We start from the raw sequence: 16,812 nt of genomic DNA on the forward strand, positions 1-16,812 counted from the left end.
TCCGGGGGATCGGGAGGGCCACACTGAGGAACCGGAGAGTATCGACGGACACCCGGACAGGGGAGTGGTCAGCCGCGCACAGCAGCGAGCATCTCGGCGCGGGCGGTGGCCAGCGAGGGACCGTACCAGGTCAGCGCCCGCCCGGACACCAGCACCGACCGCACGCCGGGGAACGCCTCGGGGCCGTCGTCGACGGTGAACAGGTAGGGCTCGTCGGGCAGCAGGACGACGTCGGGTCGGGCGGCCAGGACGTCGGCGACGTCCACGTGCGGGTAGCGGTCCTCCCCAGCGCCGAAGACGTTGACCAGCCCGAGCCGCGCCAGCACGTCCCCGGTGAAGGTGCGCGGGCCGACGACCATCCACGGGTCCCGCCAGACCGGGACGGCGCACCGCAGCGGCGGCTCGGGCACTGGACGGGACCACTTCCGGGCCGCCTCCACCAGCCAGGCGGGCTCGGGGACCCCGAGCGCCTCGGCGAACAGCCGGCGCATCGACGCCAGCGCCTCGTCCACCGACTCGATCACCGTCACCCACACCGGGATCCCGGCCGCCCGCAGCCGGTCGACGTCGAGCCGCCGGTTCTCCTCCCGGTTGCAGACGACCAGGTCGGGTGCCAACGCGGCGATCGCCGCCCGGTCCGGGTTCTTGGTACCCCGGACGCGGGCGACGTCCAGCCCGGCCGGGTGGGTGCACCAGTCGGTGGCGCCGACCAGCCGGTCGGGCACGGTCACCGCGAGCGCCTCGGTCAGCGAGGGCACCAGCGACACCACCCGCCGGGCGGTCCCGGTCAGCGGGACCGGCTCCCCCAGGTCGTCGCTGAGCACTAGACGTTGCGCCGGTACTGCCCGCCCACCTCGAAGAAGGCATCGCTGATCTGGCCGAGCGAGCACACCCGGACGGCGTCCATCAGCGCGGCGAACACGTTGCCGCCCGAGGTGGCCGCCTCCTGCAGCGCGGCCAGCGCGGCGGGTGCCTCGTCGGCGTGCCGGGCCTGGAAGTCGGCCAGCCGGCGCAGCTGCGACCGCTTCTCCTCCTCGGTGGCCCGGGCCAGCTCCAGCGGCTTCGGCGGGGCCTCGTCGCGGTTGGGGTCGAGGAAGGTGTTGACGCCGACGATCGGCAGCGACCCGTCGTGCTTGCGGTGCTCGTAGAGCATCGACTCGTCCTGGATGCGGCCGCGCTGGTAGCCGGTCTCCATCGCGCCCAGCACGCCGCCGCGCTCGGCGATCCGGTCGAACTCGGCCAGCACCGCCTCCTCGACCAGGTCGGTGAGCTCCTCGACGACCGCCGAGCCCTGCAGCGGGTTCTCGTTGCCGGCGAGGCCCCACTCCCTGTCGATGATCATCTGGATCGCCAGCGCCCGGCGCACCGAGTGCTCCGACGGCGTCGTCACGGCCTCGTCGTAGGCGTTGGTGTGCAGGCTGTTGGCGTTGTCGTAGATCGCGCACAGCGCCTGCAGGGTGGTGCGGATGTCGTTGAAGTCCATCTCCTGCGCGTGCAGCGACCGGCCCGACGTCTGCACGTGGTACTTCAGCTGCTGCGAGCGGGCGTTGGCGCCGTAGCGGTCGCGCATGGCCACGGCCCAGATCCGCCGCGCCACCCGGCCGATCACCGTGTACTCGGCGTCCATGCCGTTGGAGAAGAAGAAGCTCAGGTTCGGCGCGAAGTCGTCGATCGACATCCCGCGGGCCAGGTAGGCCTCGACGTAGGTGAACCCGTTGGCCAGCGTGAACGCCAGCTGGCTGATGGGGTTCGCCCCGGCCTCGGCGATGTGGTAGCCCGAGATCGACACCGAGTAGAAGTTGCGCACCTGGTGGGCGATGAACCACTCCTGGATGTCGGCCATGCAGCGCAGCGCGAACTCGGTCGAGAAGATGCAGGTGTTCTGGCCCTGGTCCTCCTTGAGGATGTCGGCCTGCACCGTGCCGCGGACGGTCGACAGCACCCAGGCGCGGATCTCCTCGGCCTCGGCGGCGTCGGGCTCGCGGCCCTCCTCCTCGCGGAAGGCGTCCAGCCGCTGCTCGATCGCGGTGTTGAGGAACATCGCCAGCACCGCCGGCGCCGGGCCGTTGATCGTCATCGACACCGACGTCGTCGGGGCGCACAGGTCGAACCCGCCGTAGAGCACCCGCATGTCGTCGAGCGTGGCGATCGAGACCCCCGACGTGCCGACCTTGCCGTAGACGTCGGGCCGCGGGTCGGGGTCGCGGCCGTAGAGGGTGACCGAGTCGAACGCCGTGGACAGCCGGGTGGCCTCGTTGCCGGCCGACAGCACCCGGAACCGCCGGTTGGTGCGGAACGCGTCGCCCTCGCCGGCGAACATCCGCGCCGGGGCCTCCCCCGACCGCTTGAACGGGAAGACGCCGGCCGTGTACGGGAAGGCACCGGGCAGGTTCTCCCGCCGCAGGAAGCGCAGCAGGTCACCGTGGTCGGTGGTGCGCGGCAGCGCCACCCGCGGCACCTTCGTCCCGCTCAGCGTCTCGCGGGTCAGCGGCGTGCGGATCTCCTTGCCGCGCACCGTGTAGACGTACTCGTCGCCGGAGTACTGCTCGACCCGCGCCGGCCACTCCTCCAGCAGCGTGCGCACCTCGGGCAGCAGGTCCCGGTCGGCGGCGGCCGCCGCCTCGCGCGCGGCCTCGGCGGCGTCCCCCTCCAGCACCTCCGCGGCGGTGGTCAGGTGCTGCCGGCGCCGCACGAGCGCGGCCTGCTCCTCGGTGACCCGGTGGTGCGCGCGGACGGCGTCGGCGACCTCGGCCAGGTACCGCGCCCGCGACGACGGGACGACGCTGGACAGCCCGGTCGAGGCCCGCACGTCGACCCGCGGCAGCACGCCGGCGCCCGCGGGCAGCCCCTTCTCCACGAGCAGCCCGAGCAGGTGCTGGTAGAGGGCGGTGACGCCGTCGTCGTCGAACCGGGCGGCGCTGGTGCCGAACACCGGCATCTGCTCCCACGGGGTGCCGAACGCCTCGCGGTTGCGCACCATCTGCCGGGCGACGTCGCGGCGGGCGTCCTCGGCACCGCGCCGCTCGTACTTGTTGATCGCCACGACGTCGGCGAGGTCGAGCATGTCGATCTTCTCGAGCTGGGACGCGGCGCCGAACTCCGGCGTCATGACGTAGAGCGAGACGTCGCTGAACGGCACGATCGCCGCGTCGCCCTGCCCGATGCCCGGCGTCTCCACGACCACCAGGTCGAACGCGGCGGCCCGGACCGCGGCGACGACGTCGTCGAGGTGCTCGGGGACCTGCGCGCCGGCGGTGCGGGTGGCCATCGAGCGGAAGAAGGTGTGCGAGCCCTCGCCGGACTCCAGCGCGTTCATCCGGATCCGGTCGCCGAGCAGCGCTCCCCCGCCGCGGCGGCGGGTGGGGTCGATCGCGATGACCGCGACCCGCAGCTTGTCCTCCTGGTCGCGGCGCAGCCGGCGCAGCAGCTCGTCGGTGAGCGAGGACTTGCCCGACCCGCCGGTGCCGGTGATGCCCAGGACCGGCACGGTGCGGCCCGCGGCGGCCTCGCGGACGCGGGCGGCGAGGTCGGCGTCGGCGCCGGCCTCCAGCACGCTGATCGTCCGGGCCAGTGCGCGGGGGTCGCCGGTGAGCAGCGCGTCGACGTCGGGCCGCTGCGCGGTCAGGTCGACGTCGCAGGCGCGGATCAGCTCGTTGACCATCCCGGGCAGGCCCAGCCGGGCGCCGTCCTCGGGGCTGAACACCCGCACGCCGCGCTCGGCGAGCAGCGCGATCTCCTCGGGCACGATCACGCCCCCGCCGCCGCCGAACACCTGCACGTGCCCCGCGCCGACCTCGGCCAGCCGCTCCCTGAGGTAGGTGAAGTACTCGACGTGCCCGCCCTGGTAGCTGGAGATGGCGACGCCCTGCACGTCCTCCTCGACGGCGGCCCGCACCACCTCGTCGACCCCGCGGTCGTGGCCGAGGTGCACCACCTCGGCGCCCTGGCTCTGCAGCAGCCGGCGCATGACGTTGATCGCCGCGTCGTGGCCGTCGAAGAGGCTGGCCGCCGTGACGAACCGGACGGGGTGGACGGGCACGTGCAGCTCCGCGGACGCCATGCCCGAACGGTAGGCGCGATTTAGTAGGACGTCCAACTACTCGTCGGTAGCCCGCCGCGCGTCGCCGGGGACGCGCCGCGCGGGAACCCCTCGCCAGCACCCGGGCGTGGTGTCAGAGTGCCCGCCGTCCCCGAACCGAACGGAGCACTCCCCCCATGGCCTTCCGCAACCTGATGGCGAAGCTCGGCGCCGGCAACGCCACCGTCGACGCCGTCCTCGACACCCCGGTCACCACCCCCGGCGGCACCGTCACCGGCACCGTGCACCTCACCGGCGGCCAGATCGCCCAGGAGATCAACGAGCTCCGGGTGTCGCTGCAGGCCACCGTGGAGGTGGAGAGCGGCGACAACGAGTGGCGGGAGAACGTCACCTTCGGCACGGCGGTGATCGCCGGCGCCGGCCGGATCGAGGCGGGCGCCAGGGCCGCGATCCCGTTCAGCTTCCCGGTGCCCTGGCAGTGCCCGTTCACCACGCTCGACGGCTGGACGCTGCGCGGGGTGAAGATCGGCCTGCGCACCAAGGTCGACGTCCCCGGCGGGGTCGACCCCGGTGACCTCGACGCGGTCACCGTCGAGCCGCTGCCGGTCCAGCGCACCGTGATCCAGGCCCTCGCCGGTCTCGGCTTCACCTTCCGCGGCGCCGACGTCGAGAAGGGCCGCCTCGCCGGCAGCGACCTGCCCTTCTACCAGGAGGTCGAGTTCGCCCCGCCGTCGTCGCTGCGCGGCCGGGTCAACGAGCTCGAGGTGACCTTCCTGGCCTCGCCGCACGGCGTCGAGGTCGTCCTCGAGGTCGACCGCCGCGGCGGGCTGCTCACCGAGGGCCGCGACGTCGGCGGCCGGCTGCACTTCGGCCACCACGACACCGACGTCTCCGCGGTGGCCGCGCAGCTCGACGCCGCGGTGCGCCAGCTCGGCGGCCGGCGCGGCTGGTTCTGACGCTCGACCGCGGGACGGCGGCCGCGCGGCTGCAGGGGTTCCCCCGCCGCGCGGCCGGCCGTCCCGAGCTGCGCCAGGCCGCGGTCGCCGTCTGCGTCACCGGGCCGCCGGAGCGGCCGGCGCTGCTGCTGACCCGCCGCGCGGCCGGCCTGCGCGCGCACGCCGGGCAGTGGGCGCTGCCCGGCGGCCGGCTCGACGGCGGCGAGACCCCCGTCGAGGGCGCGCTGCGCGAGCTGGCCGAGGAGGTCGGCCTGCACCGCGGCCCGGGTGACGTTCTGGGCCTGCTCGACGACTACGTGACCCGCTCGGGTTACGTGATGACGCCGGTGGTCGTCTGGGCCGGCGAGGTGGGCGAGCTGTCCCCCGCCGAGGCCGAGGTCGCCGCGGTGCACCAGGTGCCGCTGGCCGACCTCGACGTCGACCCGGTGCTGGTGGCCATCCCCGAGTCCGACGCGCCGGTGATCCGGCTGCCGCTGCTGGGCGGGTGGCTGCACGCCCCCACCGCCGCGGTGGTGCACCAGTTCTGCCAGGTCGCCTGCCGGGGCCGGCACACCCGCGTCGCCCACCTGGAGGCCCCGCCGTTCGCCTGGCGGTGAGCCGATGGGGCGGGCACTTCCGCGGAAGTGCCCGGGAGGGACCTCAGCGGCGGTGCCAGCGGGCGGCGCCGTAGGAGGACAGCCCCAGCACGAGCCCCGACAGGACGGCGCTGCGCGGGCGCACGTCGCCGGTGGCCCGCGAGGTCCACACCACCGCGGCGTCCAGGGCGGTCAGCAGCAACGCGACCTCTGTGGTCCGCCGCGCCTGCGGAGCCGGGGTCGCGAGCAGCGCGGCGCCCATCGCGATGTTGCGGGCCGCGCCCAGCCGCACCAGCAGGGGCAGCGCGACGTCCCCGCGGGCGGCGTCGGGCCGTACGCCGAGGGTGCCGGCGATCCACCGTGGCGCGAACAGCGCCGCCGTCCCGACCCAGATCGACAGCGACCCGACCGTCGTGCGGGTGACGTCCCAGTCCCGACCGCTCACGCCGGGCCCTTGCCCGCGAACCGCCTGGCCGAACCGGCGACGAGCACCAGCACGAGGGCGAGGAAGGGCAGCGTGGCCCAGCTGGCCACGACGTCGCTGACCGTCGCCACGGTGAACGCCGCCGCCGACGGCGCGTCGAGCGGGCCGAGCACGCCGTCGGCCCCCAGTGCCGCCACCGACGCCGGCACGGTGAGCAGCGCCGAGACCGCGCCGCCGAGGACGACGCCCGCGAGCACCGTGGCCGGCGAGCTGCGCACCGCCCGCACCGCCGTCGCCGTCCCCCGGCCCAGCGCCCCGCGCGGGCGCACCCGGCCGTCGGCGGGCAGCCCGGTCAGCGCGCCGGTCAGCCACAGCTGGGCGAGCAGCCCGGTGCCGAAGCCGACGACGTCGACCAGCAGCGCGTGCCCGGCGCTCGGGTCGCGGTACACCAGCAACTGGCGGAGCACGTCGGGCACGGTGTTGACCAGCGTGACCGCCAGGGACAGCGCGTAGACCGGGCCCGCGTGCCGGCGCAGCAGCGCCAGGGCCTCCCGGACAGTGCCGCCGACGCTCACGCCTTCGTCGCGACGGCCTGGATCCAGCGGTCGCCGGCCGCACGCCGCAACCGGGCGGGCGGCACCTCGAGACCACGCGCCCGCAGCTCCGCCAGGAGCTGGTCGGTGGAGAACCGGTCGGCCGGGTGCCGGGAGACCGCGCGCAGCGCGGGCGCGTCGACGAAGCGGGCGGTCATCTCGGTGAGCGCCAGCTGCCCGCCGGGGCGCAGCACCCGAGCGGCCTCGGCCACGGCGGCCCGCCAGTCGGGGATGTGGTGCAGCGCGTGGAAGTCGACGACGAGGTCGACGCTCGCGTCGTCGACCGGCAGTGCGGTGGCGTCGCCCAGCCGGAAGGTCACCCGGTCGGCGAGGTCGGCGCAGCGCAGCCGGGCGCGGCCGACGCTGGCCGGGTACAGGTCGAACGCCGTCACCTCGGTCGCGCCGAGCCGCTCGACGGCGACCCGGGCGCCCAGGCCGCGGCGGCCGGTGCCGATCTCCACCGCGCGGGCGCCGCGCGCGCCGAGCCGGCGCAGGACCGCGCCCTCCACCCGGTACCCGATCTCGTACCGGAGGCGGGAGTCGACCCACAGCCGGTTCGCGTTCACGTAGGTCGGCGGCACGGCGCGGCTGCCGCGCTGGTCGGGGAGCATGCCGCGCGGCTACCCCGTCCGCCTCGCGGTCACCCCACCAGCGCGCGGTAGACGTCCCGCGCGTGGTCGAAGACGAGGAAGTGCCCCTCCCCGGCGTACCAGTGGGCCGAGCAGCGGGGCAGCATCGCCGCCAGCACCCGGCCCAGCCCGACGGGGACCTGCCAGTCCTGGGTGCCGTGCCAGACGTGCACCTGCTGGCGCACCTCGCCGACCGGGAAGCCCCACGGCCGGAACAGCAGGGCGCGGTCCTCCGCCAGCGACCCGGCGCCCTGGCGCAGCCCCTCGGTGAACGTCGCGGCCAGGACCCGGCGGACGGCCGGCCGGCCGATCACCCGGCGGTCGGCCGGGTTGAGCCGCAGCTGCAGGTACCGCGGCAGCAACGCCGGCCGCACGGTCAGCGGCGCGAACACCGGCCGCAGCAACGCCGACGTCGCCGGGGACGGCCGGTGGACGGCGGCGCGCACCGTCGGCGGCAGCCAGCCCGGCCAGGGCCAGGGCACGTCCGGGGGCGGCGCGCCGCCGAGGACGCCCACCGCGGACACCCGGTCGGGCAGCGCGTGCGCACAGGCCAGCGCGTAGGCCGCGCCGCCGGACAGGCTCAGCGTCGCGAACCGGTCGATGCCCAGGGCGTCGGCCAGCTGGACGACGTCGCCGGGCCAGTCGGTGACCCGCCGGCCCGGCTGCGGGTCGGAGCGGCCGAAGCCGGGCCGGTCGGGGACGACCAGCCGCACGCCCCAGCGGCGGTAGGCGCCGGGGTCGTCGACGTGCCGCTCGAGGCGCGAGCTCGGGGAGCCGTGGCAGCCGAGCACCGGTCGGCCCTCGGGGTCGCCCCACTCGGCGTAGGCCATGGTGCGCCCGTCGCGCAGCTGCAGGCGGCCCTCGCGGGGCCCGTCGGCGGGGTCGCTGGGGGTGTGCACGTCCCCGGGCTACCCGGCTGCCCGGCGGGTCAGGCACCCCGGCCGGGGCGGGCGTGCGGCAGCCTGGCCCTCGATGGACCCCGACAGCGCCCTCCGCCGGCTCGACGTCGACGAACCCGCCCACCTGCGCGACCCGCGCGACGCCACCGCCGTCGTGCACCGCTACGCGGCCGAGGGGCCGGTGGCCGCGCTGGTGCAGCGGTTCTGGATCCCGGTGTGGTCGGTGCCGCCCGGGCGCGCGTCGGTGCAGCGGGTGCTGCAGCACCCGGCCTGCCTGCTGGTCGTCTCCGCGGACTCCGCCCGGTTCCACGGCGTGGTCACCGGCCTGTCGACGACGACGCTCACCGGGGAGGGCTGGGCGGCCGGCGTGATGCTCACCCCGGGCGCGGGGGCGCTGGTGGCCGGCGGGCCGGTGGCCCCCTACACCGACCGGCACGTCGACCTCGCCGAGGTGCTCGGTGACGACGGCGACCGCCTGGCGGCCCGGGTGCGGCAGGAGATGGCCGCCGACCCCTCCTCCCCCGCCGCGCACGCCGCCGTGACCGCCGCCTACGGCGAGGTGCTGTCCCGGTTCCTGCCGCTGGACGAGGAGGGGCGGCTGGTCGACCGGGTGGTGGGGCTGGTGGAGTCGCGCCCCGACACCACCCGGGTGGACCGGCTGTGCGCCGAGACCGGGCTGTCGGAGCGGGCGCTGCAGCGGCTGGTGCACCGCCGGCTGGGGCTCACCCCCCGGTGGCTGGTGCAGCGGCGCCGGCTGCAGGAGGCGGCCGGCCGGCTGCGGGAGCGGACGGTGACCCTCGCCGAGGTCGCCGCCGAGCTCGGCTACGCCGACCAGCCGCACCTGACCCGCGACTTCGCCCGGGTCACCGGCATGACGCCGGGCGTGTTCGCCGCCCGCTACCGCGACTCCCCCGGCGACGGCGCTGCGCCGTCCCGGGCGCCGGGTCCGGGTTGCTGACCCGGTTCGTTCCGGCCCCGGTATCCTGCTGACGCGCGTCACACAGCCGGCGTGCCGGAGGGGTCTCCCCTCACCGACACGGGTCCCTGGAACAACCGGGGCCCCGTTCCTGCAGCCGGCACGCGACCGCCGGCCACCCCGGCCTCCGGAGTTCCACTCGTGACCCGCCCCGACGACCGCTTCGCGGCCGCGCTCCTCGACCTCGGCCTGGTGCCCCTCGACCGGCCGCTGCCGGTGCTGCTCGACCAGGCCGCCGGCCTCGCCGCCGAGGTGCTCGGCGGGCAGCCGGCGTTCTCGGTTACGGTCGTCGGCCCCGAGGGTGGCACCACGGTCGGGACCAGCTCCCAGGTGGCGGCCTCCCTGGACGAGGAGCAGTACCGCGCGGGCGAGGGCCCCTGTCTGGAGGCCGCGACCACCGGGGAGCCGCGGGTCGTCGCCGACACCGAGGGCGACCGGCGCTGGCCCGGGCTGACCGCGGCCGCCGCCGCGGCCGGACTGCGGAGCGTGGTGTCGATGCCCTTCCCGGCTCCCCGGCCCGTACCGGCGGGCCTCAACCTCTACCTCCAGTCGAGCCTCGCCGCCGACGACGGCCTCCGCGAGCGCGCCGAGCGGTTCGCCCGGCACGCCGCGGTCCCCGTGGCCAACACCCACCTGCACGCCCGCACCGTGCAGCAGGTGCACCACCTGCAGACGGCGCTGGCGTCGCGGGCCGTCATCGACCAGGCCAAGGGCATCCTCGTGGAGCGCTTCCGGTTCACCCCGGCCCAGGCCTTCGACGCGCTGGCCCGCGTCTCCAACAAGACCAACACCAAGCTCCGCGACGTCGCGGCCCGCCTGGTGGACACCGGGGAGTTCCCGCCGCGCTGAGCCGGGCGGAACCTGGGACGCCATGACCACCGGACCCGGCTGGCCGGACGACGCCGCCGCGCTCGAGGTCCTGCAGGAGCGGCTGGCCGCGCTCCGCCCGCCGCCGTGGCGACCGGCCGGGGAACCGCTGGTCGCCGCGGTCGCGGCCGTCGGTGGCGGCGCCGGGCTGGTGGCCGCCGCCGTCCTCGCCCGCGGGCCGCAGGTCCTCGCCGGGACGACGGTGACCGGCCCGGCGCCGGGTCCGTACGAACCGGCGCTGCTCGCGCTGCGGGAGGGCCCGCTGCTGGCCGCCGCCGTGACCGCGCTCGGGCCTCGTCCCGACGTCCTGCTGGTGCCCGCCGCCGGACGCGACCACCCGCGCCGGGCCGGGCTCGCGCTGCACCTCGGGGCGGTGCTGGACCTGCCCAGCGCCGGGGTCACCGACCGGCCGCTGGTCGCCGGCGGCCCGGCGCCGGGGCCCGCCCGCGGGGACACCGCGGCGCTGCTCGCCGGCGGCGAGGAGGTGGCCCGGGCGGTGCGGACGGTGCCCGGCGTTCGGCCGCTGGTGGCCTCGGCCGGGTGGCGCACCGACCCGGCCACCGCGGCCGCTCTCGTCCTCGCGACGACCGCCGGCGTCCGCACCCCCGAGCCGCTGCGCGAGGCGCGCCGCCGGGCGCGACAGGGGCGCTGACCGGGGGCCGCGTCGCGCGGCCGGCCGCTCCGTGGGACGTTCGCCCCGGACCCGCGCCGGTGCACCCCGCGCCGGCGCGCCGACGGGAGGAGTGCCGTGCCGTTCGACCGGGCCTGGGACCTGCTGGTGGTCGGCGGCGGCACCGCCGGGCTGGTCGGCGCCCGGACGGCGGCGGCGCTCGGGGCCCGCGTCGCGCTGGTCGAGCGGGACCGGCCCGGCGGTGACTGCCTGTGGACCGGCTGCGTGCCGAGCAAGGCCCTGCTCGCGGCCGCCGCCCGGGCGGCCGGGGCCCGCACCGCCGGTGACCTCGGCGTGCGGGTCGGCGAGGTCGCGGTCGACCTCGCCGCCGTGATGCGGCACGTGCACGGGGCGGTCGCGGCGATCGAGCCCGAGGACTCCCGGGAGTCGCTGGAGGCCGACGGGGTGACCGTGCTGCCCGGCACCGCCCGGCTGACCGGCGCCCGGATCCTCGACGTCGACGGGAGGTCGACGTCCTTCCGGGCGGCGCTGCTGGCCACCGGCGCGGTGCCGGCGCTGCCGCCGGTGCCCGGGCTGCGCGAGGCGGTCCCGCTGACCAGCGAGACGGTGTGGGACCTCGAGGTGCTCCCCCGCCGGCTGGCCGTCCTGGGCGGCGGGGGCATCGGCTGCGAGCTGGGCCAGGCCTTCGCCCGGCTCGGCGCCGAGGTCACGCTGGTCGAGGAGCAGCCCCGGGTGCTGCCGGACGAGGACCCCGACGCCTCGGCGCTGGTGGCCGCGGCCCTCGAGGCCGACGGCGTGCGCCTGCTGACCGGCACCCGGGTGACCGCCGTCGCCGGCACCCCGGGCAGGGCCGGCGAGCTGCACGTGCGGGGCCCCGGCGGGGAGCGCGGCCTCCCCGTCGACCGGCTGCTGGTCGCCGTGGGCCGCCGCCCCGACACCGCGGCGCTCGACCCCGCGGCGGCCGGCGTCGCGCTCGACGACGACGGGTTCGTCCGGGTCGACGCGACCCTGCGCACGACTAACCCGCGGATCTGGGCCGCCGGCGACCTGACCGCGGTCTCCCGGTGGACGCACACCGCCGGCGTGCACGGTGCCACCGCCGCCGTCCACGCCGTCCTCGGCCTGCGCCGCGCGATCGACACCCGCGCCGTCCCCCGGGTGACCTTCACCGATCCCGAGGTGGCCGCGGTCGGGGCGCCGACGTGGGCCCGCGACGGCGCCCGGGCCCCGCGCACGGTGACCCGCCGCGCCGACCGGGTGGACCGCGCCGTCGCCGAGGGGGACACCGCCGGGTTCACCCGCCTGGCGCTCGGACCGCGGTCGCGGATCGAGGGCGCCACCGTCGTGGGGCCGCGGGCCGGCGAGGCGCTGGCCGAGCTCACCCTCGCCGTCCGCACCGGGCTGCGCACCACCGACCTCGCGGCCACGATCCACCCCTACCCGACGCACGCCGACGGGCCGTGGAACGCCGCGCTCGACGACGTCTGGGCCCGGCTGGCCGCCCGCCCGGCGCGGCTGGCCACCGGCACCGTGGTCCGACTGCGCCGGCTGCTCGACCGCGCCCGGTAGCCGTCGGGTCGCGCCGCCCGGTCCCCCCGGGTCAGCCGTGCCAGGCGTGGTCGCGGTCGTCCGCACCGTCGACGTCCGCGCTGCCGGCGTTCCCGCGGTCCTCGGTGCGGCTCCGCCGGAGGTCGACCACGCCCAGCACGAGCGCCGCGACGGCGCCGAGCACCGACACGGCCAGCCCCGCCGCCGCGGCCGTCGGGTGGTCGCCGGTCGCGCCGAGGACCAGGTAGAACAGGCCCGGCAGGGCCGCGGTGCCGACGGCGGCGCCGAAGCGCTGCGCGGTCTGCAGGCCGCCCCCGGCCGAGCCGGCCATGGCCACCGGCACGTCGCGCAGCGTCATCGTGATGTTGGGCGAGATGACCAGGCCGCCGCCGAGGCCGCCCAGCAGCAGCGCCGGGGCGATCGCCCACCCGGCCGCCGACGGCGGGGCCACCAGCAGCACCACCGCGGCCGCGGCCAGTCCGGTGACCACCCCGATGAGCCCGACCACGGTGAGGACCCGCCCGTACCGCTCGACCAGCCGCCCGGCGACCACCGCCGACGTCGCCGACCCGAGCGCGAACGGGGTCACCGCCAGGCCCGACTGCAGCGGCGTGTAGCCCAGGCCGGTCTGGAAGAACAGCGCCAGCACCAGCCAGATGCCGCTGAACCCGACGAAGTAGACCGTCCCCAGCGCCGCCCCGATGCCGTAGCCCCGGGTCTGCGTCACCAGGCGGGGGTCGAACACCGGCTGGCCGCCGCGGGCCACCACCCGCCGCTCCCAGGCCGCGAACGCCGCCAGCAGCGCCGCGCCGGCGAGGAACAGCCACCACAGCCGCGACAGCCCGCCGGCCTCGGCCTGCACCAGCGGGAAGAGCACCGCCAGCGCACCGGCGCCGAGCAGCAGCACGCCGACGACGTCGATCCGGCCGCGCCCGCCGGACGTCCCGCGCGGCAGCAGCCGCATAGCCAGCAGGAACGCGACGACGCCGATCGGCACGTTGACGTAGAAGAGCCACCGCCAGCCGTCCGGCCCCGACGCCAGGCCCAGGATCGCCCCGCCGACGACGGGCCCGACGGCGGTGGAGACGCCGACCGTGGCACCGAACAGGCCGAAGGCCCGCCCGCGCTCGGCGCCGCGGAACAGCTGCTGGATGAAGGCGGAGTTCTGCGGCGCGAGGCAGCCGGCAGCGAGCCCCTGCACCAGGCGCGCGGCGACCAGCCAGCCGACCGACGGCGCCGCACCCGCGGCCGCGCTGGCCAGCACGAAGCCGGCCAGGCCCGCGAGGAACAGCCGCCGCCGGCCGAGGGCGTCCCCGAGCCGGCCGGCGGGGACCAGCGCCAGCCCGAAGGTGAGCGCGTAGCCCGACACCACCCACTGCACCGTGGCCGGGGTGGCGCCCAGGTCGGCCTGCAGCGAGGGCAGCGCCACCGAGACGATGCTGACGTCGAGCAGGCTCATGAAGCCGACGACGAGGGTGACCGACAGCGCCTGCCAGCGCCTCGGGTCGGGCCGGTACCCCTCGTCCGCACCGGCCGCGGGACGGGAGGCGGCCTCGGCCGGGGAGCGGGGTGGCACGACGGGGTGCCCTACCCGGTGGTGCGCGACCGACACCCGCCGGCCCCTGCCGACGGCTGGGACAGCGCAAGAACAGTCGGGCGCCGCGGACGGCCGGCTCGCCAGACTGGGCAGGTGACGCCACCCGCACGCGACCGGCTGCGTGAGCTGCTCGACGCCGTCCTCGACGAGGACAACCGCACCCTCTCCGACATGGCCGGCGACGCCTACGCCTCCCCGTTCCACTTCAGCCGGCAGGTGTCGGTCGGCGTCGGCGAGTCACCGGTGGCGCTGCGCCGCCGGGTGGTCCTCGAGCGCGCGGCCTGGCAGCTGCGGCAGGGCGCCAGCGTGACCGAGGTGGCCCTCGCGGCGGGCTACGAGTCGGTGGAGGGGTTCAGCCGGGCCTTCGCCCGCGCCTACGGCCGCACGCCGGGCAGCCTGGCCACCGACGGGACGCCGCCGCGGACCCGCGACGAGCACTGGCTGCCGGCGCCCAACGGGCTGCACTTCCACCCGCCGTCGTCGCTGTGGGTGTCCGACGAGCCGGTGCGCCGCGGCGGCGACGAGGTGACCGCGCTGCTGGTGCACCACGGCGTCGAGGACACCCGGGTGCTGCTGGAGCTGGCCAAGGGCCTGCCCGAGGAGGAGTACCGGCGGGTGCGCTCGGCCGGTCTGTCGGTGCTGTCCTGGGACGGGCCCGAGGAGACGCTGGCCGCCGTCCTCGACCACGTCGTGTGGGCCCTCGAGGTGTGGGTGGCGTCGATCGAGGGCGGGGACACCCCCGCGCGCGGTCCCGACGACGCCGCGGCGCTGCTGGACCGGCACGACGCCGTCGCCCCCCGGTGGCTGGCCGCGGTGCGCGACATCTCGCGGCGCGGCGCCTGGAACGACCGGCTCGTCGACGCGCTGTGCGAGCCGCCGGAGAGCTTCGTCCTCGGCAGCGTCGTCGCGCACGTCCTCACCTTCTCCGCGCACCGCCGGCTGCTGGCCCGGCACTGGCTGCGCGCGGCCGGCGTCGAGGTCGACGCCGGCGACCCCATCGAGTGGCTCTCCCGGAGGAACCGATGACCCGCACCGTCTACTACACCGCCACGTCGCTGGACGGCTTCATCGCCGACGCCGACAACTCGCTGTCCTGGCTGCTCTCCCGCCAGGTCGACCAGGAGGGGCCGATGGGCTTCTCCACGTTCGAGAAGTCGCTCGGCGCCCTGGTCATGGGCGCCACCAGCTACCGGTGGATCCGGGACAACGGCGGCCCGGACCCCTGGTCCTACACCCAGCCGGCGTGGGTGCTAACCCACAGTGAGCTCGAGCCCTTCCCCGGCGCCGACATCCGGTTCGCCGCCCCGGGCACGCCGGAGGAGCTGCGCGCGCTGCACGCGGAGATGGTCGCGGCGGCCGGGGACCTCGACCTCTGGGTGGTCGGTGGCGGGCCGGTGGCCGCGCAGCTGGCCGAGGTGGGGCTGCTCGACGAGGTCGTCGTCGCGATCGCGCCGGTCACCCTGGGCGGCGGGGCGCCGCTGCTGCCGGCCCGGGTGGAGCTGGTGACCCGGGAGGTCGCGCAGAACGGCGAGTTCGTGTGCGTCCGCTACGACGTCGTCCGCTAGGTCCTCGTCAGGCGGCGCGGATCACCGAGACGTCGAACTCGATCTGGATCCGGTCGCTGACCAGCACGCCCCCGGTGTCCAGCGGCGTGTTCCAGGTCAGGCCCCAGTCGCTGCGCTTGATGGCCAGCGCGCCCTCGAAGCCGACCCGGGTGTTGCCGAAGGGGTCCTGCGCCGAGCCGGTGAGCGCGAACTCCACGGTCACCGGCCGGGTGACGTCGCGGATGGTGAGGTCGCCGGACACCTCGTAGGCCTGCTCGTCGACCTGCTCGACGTCGGTGGAGGTGAACACGATCTCCGGGTACCGCTCGACGTCGAGGAAGTCCGGGGAGCGCAGGTGGGCGTCGCGGTCGGCCTGGCCGGTGTCGATGCTCGCCGTCCGGATGCGGATGCCCACCGTGCTCGCCCCGGGCTTGGCGACGTCGAGGTGCGCCTCCCCCTCGAAGTCGGTGAACGCGCCGCGGACCGTGGTCACCATGGCGTGCCGCGCCCGGATGCCGATCCGGGTGTGCGCGACGTCGATCGTGTAGTCGCCCGAGACGTCGGCCAGCGCAGCCGTCGCCGCGTCGAAGTCGATGGGGTCACCCTCGGGTGCCCGGTGCTTGGCCACGTGTCCGTCCTTCCCCCAGTCAGCGGGCCCATCCTCTCCGATGCGCCCGCCGATGACACCGCCGGGCTCCGGAGGCGGCTCAGCGGCCGGGGCGGAAGGGGTTGCGCCCGGGCCGGAACAGCGTCTCCTGCGCGAGGCTGGCGGCCAGGACGCCGTCGCCGGTGGTGACCGAGCCGGTGTACCAGCCGCGCCCGCCGGAGACGGTGTGCGGGACGAGGTCGACCAGCACCCAGTCGTCGAGCCGGGCCGGGCGGTGGAACCAGACGGCGTGGTCGAGCGTCGGCCCCGGCGCCGCCTCGTCCTCCGGCAGCGCCGACAGGCCGGTGCCGATGTCGGAGAGGTAGGTCAGCGCGCAGGCCTGCAGCAGCGGGTCGCCCGGCAGCGGCACGGTGGCCCGGGCCCAGAACCGGGTGGGCATCGACGCGCCGGGGTGCGGCTGGGCGGGACGCCGGCTCTCCATCGTGAACAGCCGCGGCAGGGTGAACGGCTCGCTGTCCTGCGGTGGCTCGGCCGCCGGCGCCGCCGCCACCTGGAGGTCGGGGCCGGCGGTCGGCGCCTGGAAGGACGCCGACATCGACAGCACCACCTCACCGCCCTGCACGGCGACCACCCGGCGGGCGGAGAACGAGCCACCGTCACGGTCGCGGTCGACCCGAAAGACGGTCGGGCGGGCGGCGTCGCCGCTGCGGAGGAAGTAGCCGTGCAGGGAGTGCGGCAGCCGCTCGGGCGCCACGGTGCGGCCGGCCGCCAGCAGCGCCTGTGCGGCGACCTGGCCGCCGTAGAGCGGCAGCGGGTCGGTGAACAGCAGCGTGCTGCGGTAGAGGTCGCGGTCGATCTCCTCGAGCCGCAGGACGTCGAGCAGCGTGGGCTCCGTGGCGGTCGCGCTCACGGCCGCCGACCGTAACC

17 protein-coding genes are annotated in these 16,812 nt (G+C 76.6%); 8 read left to right on the top strand and 9 right to left on the bottom strand.

All coding sequences use genetic code 11. From position 1 onward, the window contains the following. Positions 1 to 68: 68 nt before the first annotated feature. Together ACI79V_RS00455 and icmF are read right to left on the bottom strand one after the other, a co-directional pair. Positions 69 to 824: a helical backbone metal receptor gene (locus ACI79V_RS00455; protein ID WP_456885813.1), complete on the bottom strand. Its 756-nt coding sequence runs from the start codon at positions 822 to 824 to the stop codon at positions 69 to 71. Next, positions 824 to 4,060, bottom strand: coding sequence for a fused isobutyryl-CoA mutase/GTPase IcmF (icmF, locus tag ACI79V_RS00460; RefSeq protein ID WP_456885815.1), 3,237 nt, complete (start codon positions 4,058 to 4,060; stop codon positions 824 to 826). Before icmF ends, ACI79V_RS00455 begins: the two co-directional genes overlap by 1 nt. Positions 4,061 to 4,215: 155 nt before the next feature. Between icmF and ACI79V_RS00465 the strand changes: the two genes are divergently transcribed. Together ACI79V_RS00465 and ACI79V_RS00470 are read left to right on the top strand one after the other, a co-directional pair. Then, positions 4,216 to 4,995 carry a sporulation protein gene (locus tag ACI79V_RS00465; RefSeq protein WP_456885817.1) on the top strand — a complete coding sequence of 260 codons (780 nt, stop codon included), beginning with the start codon at positions 4,216 to 4,218 and terminating at the stop codon, positions 4,993 to 4,995. Between the two features lie 68 nt (positions 4,996 to 5,063). Continuing rightward, positions 5,064 to 5,591, top strand: coding sequence for an NUDIX hydrolase (locus ACI79V_RS00470; RefSeq protein WP_456886246.1), 528 nt, complete (start codon positions 5,064 to 5,066; stop codon positions 5,589 to 5,591). 43 nt (positions 5,592 to 5,634) lie between these two features. On the opposite strand, the gene ACI79V_RS00475 is transcribed toward ACI79V_RS00470, so the two are convergent. From ACI79V_RS00475 to ACI79V_RS00490, 4 genes are read right to left on the bottom strand one after another with little or no spacing between them, the layout of a single operon-like run. After that, the gene (locus ACI79V_RS00475; RefSeq protein WP_456885819.1) at positions 5,635 to 6,015 is read right to left on the bottom strand and encodes a DUF4267 domain-containing protein; all 381 of its coding nucleotides are present in this window, start codon (positions 6,013 to 6,015) and stop codon (positions 5,635 to 5,637) included. Then, the gene (locus tag ACI79V_RS00480) at positions 6,012 to 6,569 is read right to left on the bottom strand and encodes a hypothetical protein (RefSeq protein WP_456885821.1); all 558 of its coding nucleotides are present in this window, start codon (positions 6,567 to 6,569) and stop codon (positions 6,012 to 6,014) included. The genes ACI79V_RS00475 and ACI79V_RS00480 overlap by 4 nt, the downstream gene beginning before the upstream one ends. After that, positions 6,566 to 7,198 (bottom strand): class I SAM-dependent methyltransferase, encoded by a 633-nt coding sequence (locus tag ACI79V_RS00485; protein WP_456885823.1) that lies wholly within the window; start codon positions 7,196 to 7,198, stop codon positions 6,566 to 6,568. The genes ACI79V_RS00480 and ACI79V_RS00485 overlap by 4 nt, the downstream gene beginning before the upstream one ends. 29 nt (positions 7,199 to 7,227) lie before the next feature. Further along, the gene (locus ACI79V_RS00490) at positions 7,228 to 8,115 is read right to left on the bottom strand and encodes an alpha/beta fold hydrolase (RefSeq protein ID WP_456885825.1); all 888 of its coding nucleotides are present in this window, start codon (positions 8,113 to 8,115) and stop codon (positions 7,228 to 7,230) included. 73 nt (positions 8,116 to 8,188) lie between these two features. Here ACI79V_RS00490 and ACI79V_RS00495 point away from each other — a divergent pair, with 73 nt between their 5' ends. From ACI79V_RS00495 to ACI79V_RS00510, 4 genes are all read left to right on the top strand, one after another. Continuing rightward, positions 8,189 to 9,073 (top strand): helix-turn-helix domain-containing protein, encoded by an 885-nt coding sequence (locus ACI79V_RS00495; protein ID WP_456885827.1) that lies wholly within the window; start codon positions 8,189 to 8,191, stop codon positions 9,071 to 9,073. A 159-nt stretch (positions 9,074 to 9,232) separates the two neighbouring features. Then, a complete protein-coding gene (locus ACI79V_RS00500) occupies positions 9,233 to 9,940 on the top strand; it encodes a GAF and ANTAR domain-containing protein (RefSeq protein WP_456885828.1) in 708 nt (235 codons plus the stop codon). A 22-nt stretch (positions 9,941 to 9,962) separates the two neighbouring features. Beyond that, the gene (locus ACI79V_RS00505) at positions 9,963 to 10,610 is read left to right on the top strand and encodes an endonuclease V (RefSeq protein ID WP_456885830.1); all 648 of its coding nucleotides are present in this window, start codon (positions 9,963 to 9,965) and stop codon (positions 10,608 to 10,610) included. Between the two features lie 96 nt (positions 10,611 to 10,706). Next, positions 10,707 to 12,158, top strand: coding sequence for a dihydrolipoyl dehydrogenase family protein (locus tag ACI79V_RS00510; RefSeq protein ID WP_456885832.1), 1,452 nt, complete (start codon positions 10,707 to 10,709; stop codon positions 12,156 to 12,158). Positions 12,159 to 12,189: 31 nt separating this feature from the next. Here ACI79V_RS00510 and ACI79V_RS00515 read toward each other — a convergent pair whose 3' ends face one another. After that, a complete protein-coding gene (locus ACI79V_RS00515; protein WP_456885834.1) occupies positions 12,190 to 13,713 on the bottom strand; it encodes an MFS transporter in 1,524 nt (507 codons plus the stop codon). Positions 13,714 to 13,827: 114 nt separating this feature from the next. On the opposite strand from ACI79V_RS00515, the gene ACI79V_RS00520 reads away from it, so the two are divergent. Together ACI79V_RS00520 and ACI79V_RS00525 are read left to right on the top strand one after the other, a co-directional pair. Continuing rightward, entirely contained in the window at positions 13,828 to 14,760 is a 933-nt protein-coding gene (locus ACI79V_RS00520) for a helix-turn-helix domain-containing protein (RefSeq protein ID WP_456885836.1), read from the top strand. Continuing rightward, the gene (locus tag ACI79V_RS00525; RefSeq protein WP_456885838.1) at positions 14,757 to 15,299 is read left to right on the top strand and encodes a dihydrofolate reductase family protein; all 543 of its coding nucleotides are present in this window, start codon (positions 14,757 to 14,759) and stop codon (positions 15,297 to 15,299) included. Before ACI79V_RS00520 ends, ACI79V_RS00525 begins: the two co-directional genes overlap by 4 nt. A gap of 7 nt (positions 15,300 to 15,306) precedes the next feature. Here the strand turns inward: ACI79V_RS00525 and ACI79V_RS00530 are convergent, their stop codons facing one another. Beyond that, positions 15,307 to 15,906 carry a YceI family protein gene (locus ACI79V_RS00530; RefSeq protein ID WP_456885840.1) on the bottom strand — a complete coding sequence of 200 codons (600 nt, stop codon included), beginning with the start codon at positions 15,904 to 15,906 and terminating at the stop codon, positions 15,307 to 15,309. Positions 15,907 to 15,985: 79 nt separating this feature from the next. Further along, a complete protein-coding gene (locus tag ACI79V_RS00535; protein ID WP_456885841.1) occupies positions 15,986 to 16,795 on the bottom strand; it encodes an acyl-CoA thioesterase in 810 nt (269 codons plus the stop codon). Between the last annotated feature and the right edge of the window lie 17 nt (positions 16,796 to 16,812).

Source organism: Geodermatophilus sp. SYSU D00700, from assembly GCF_054050255.1.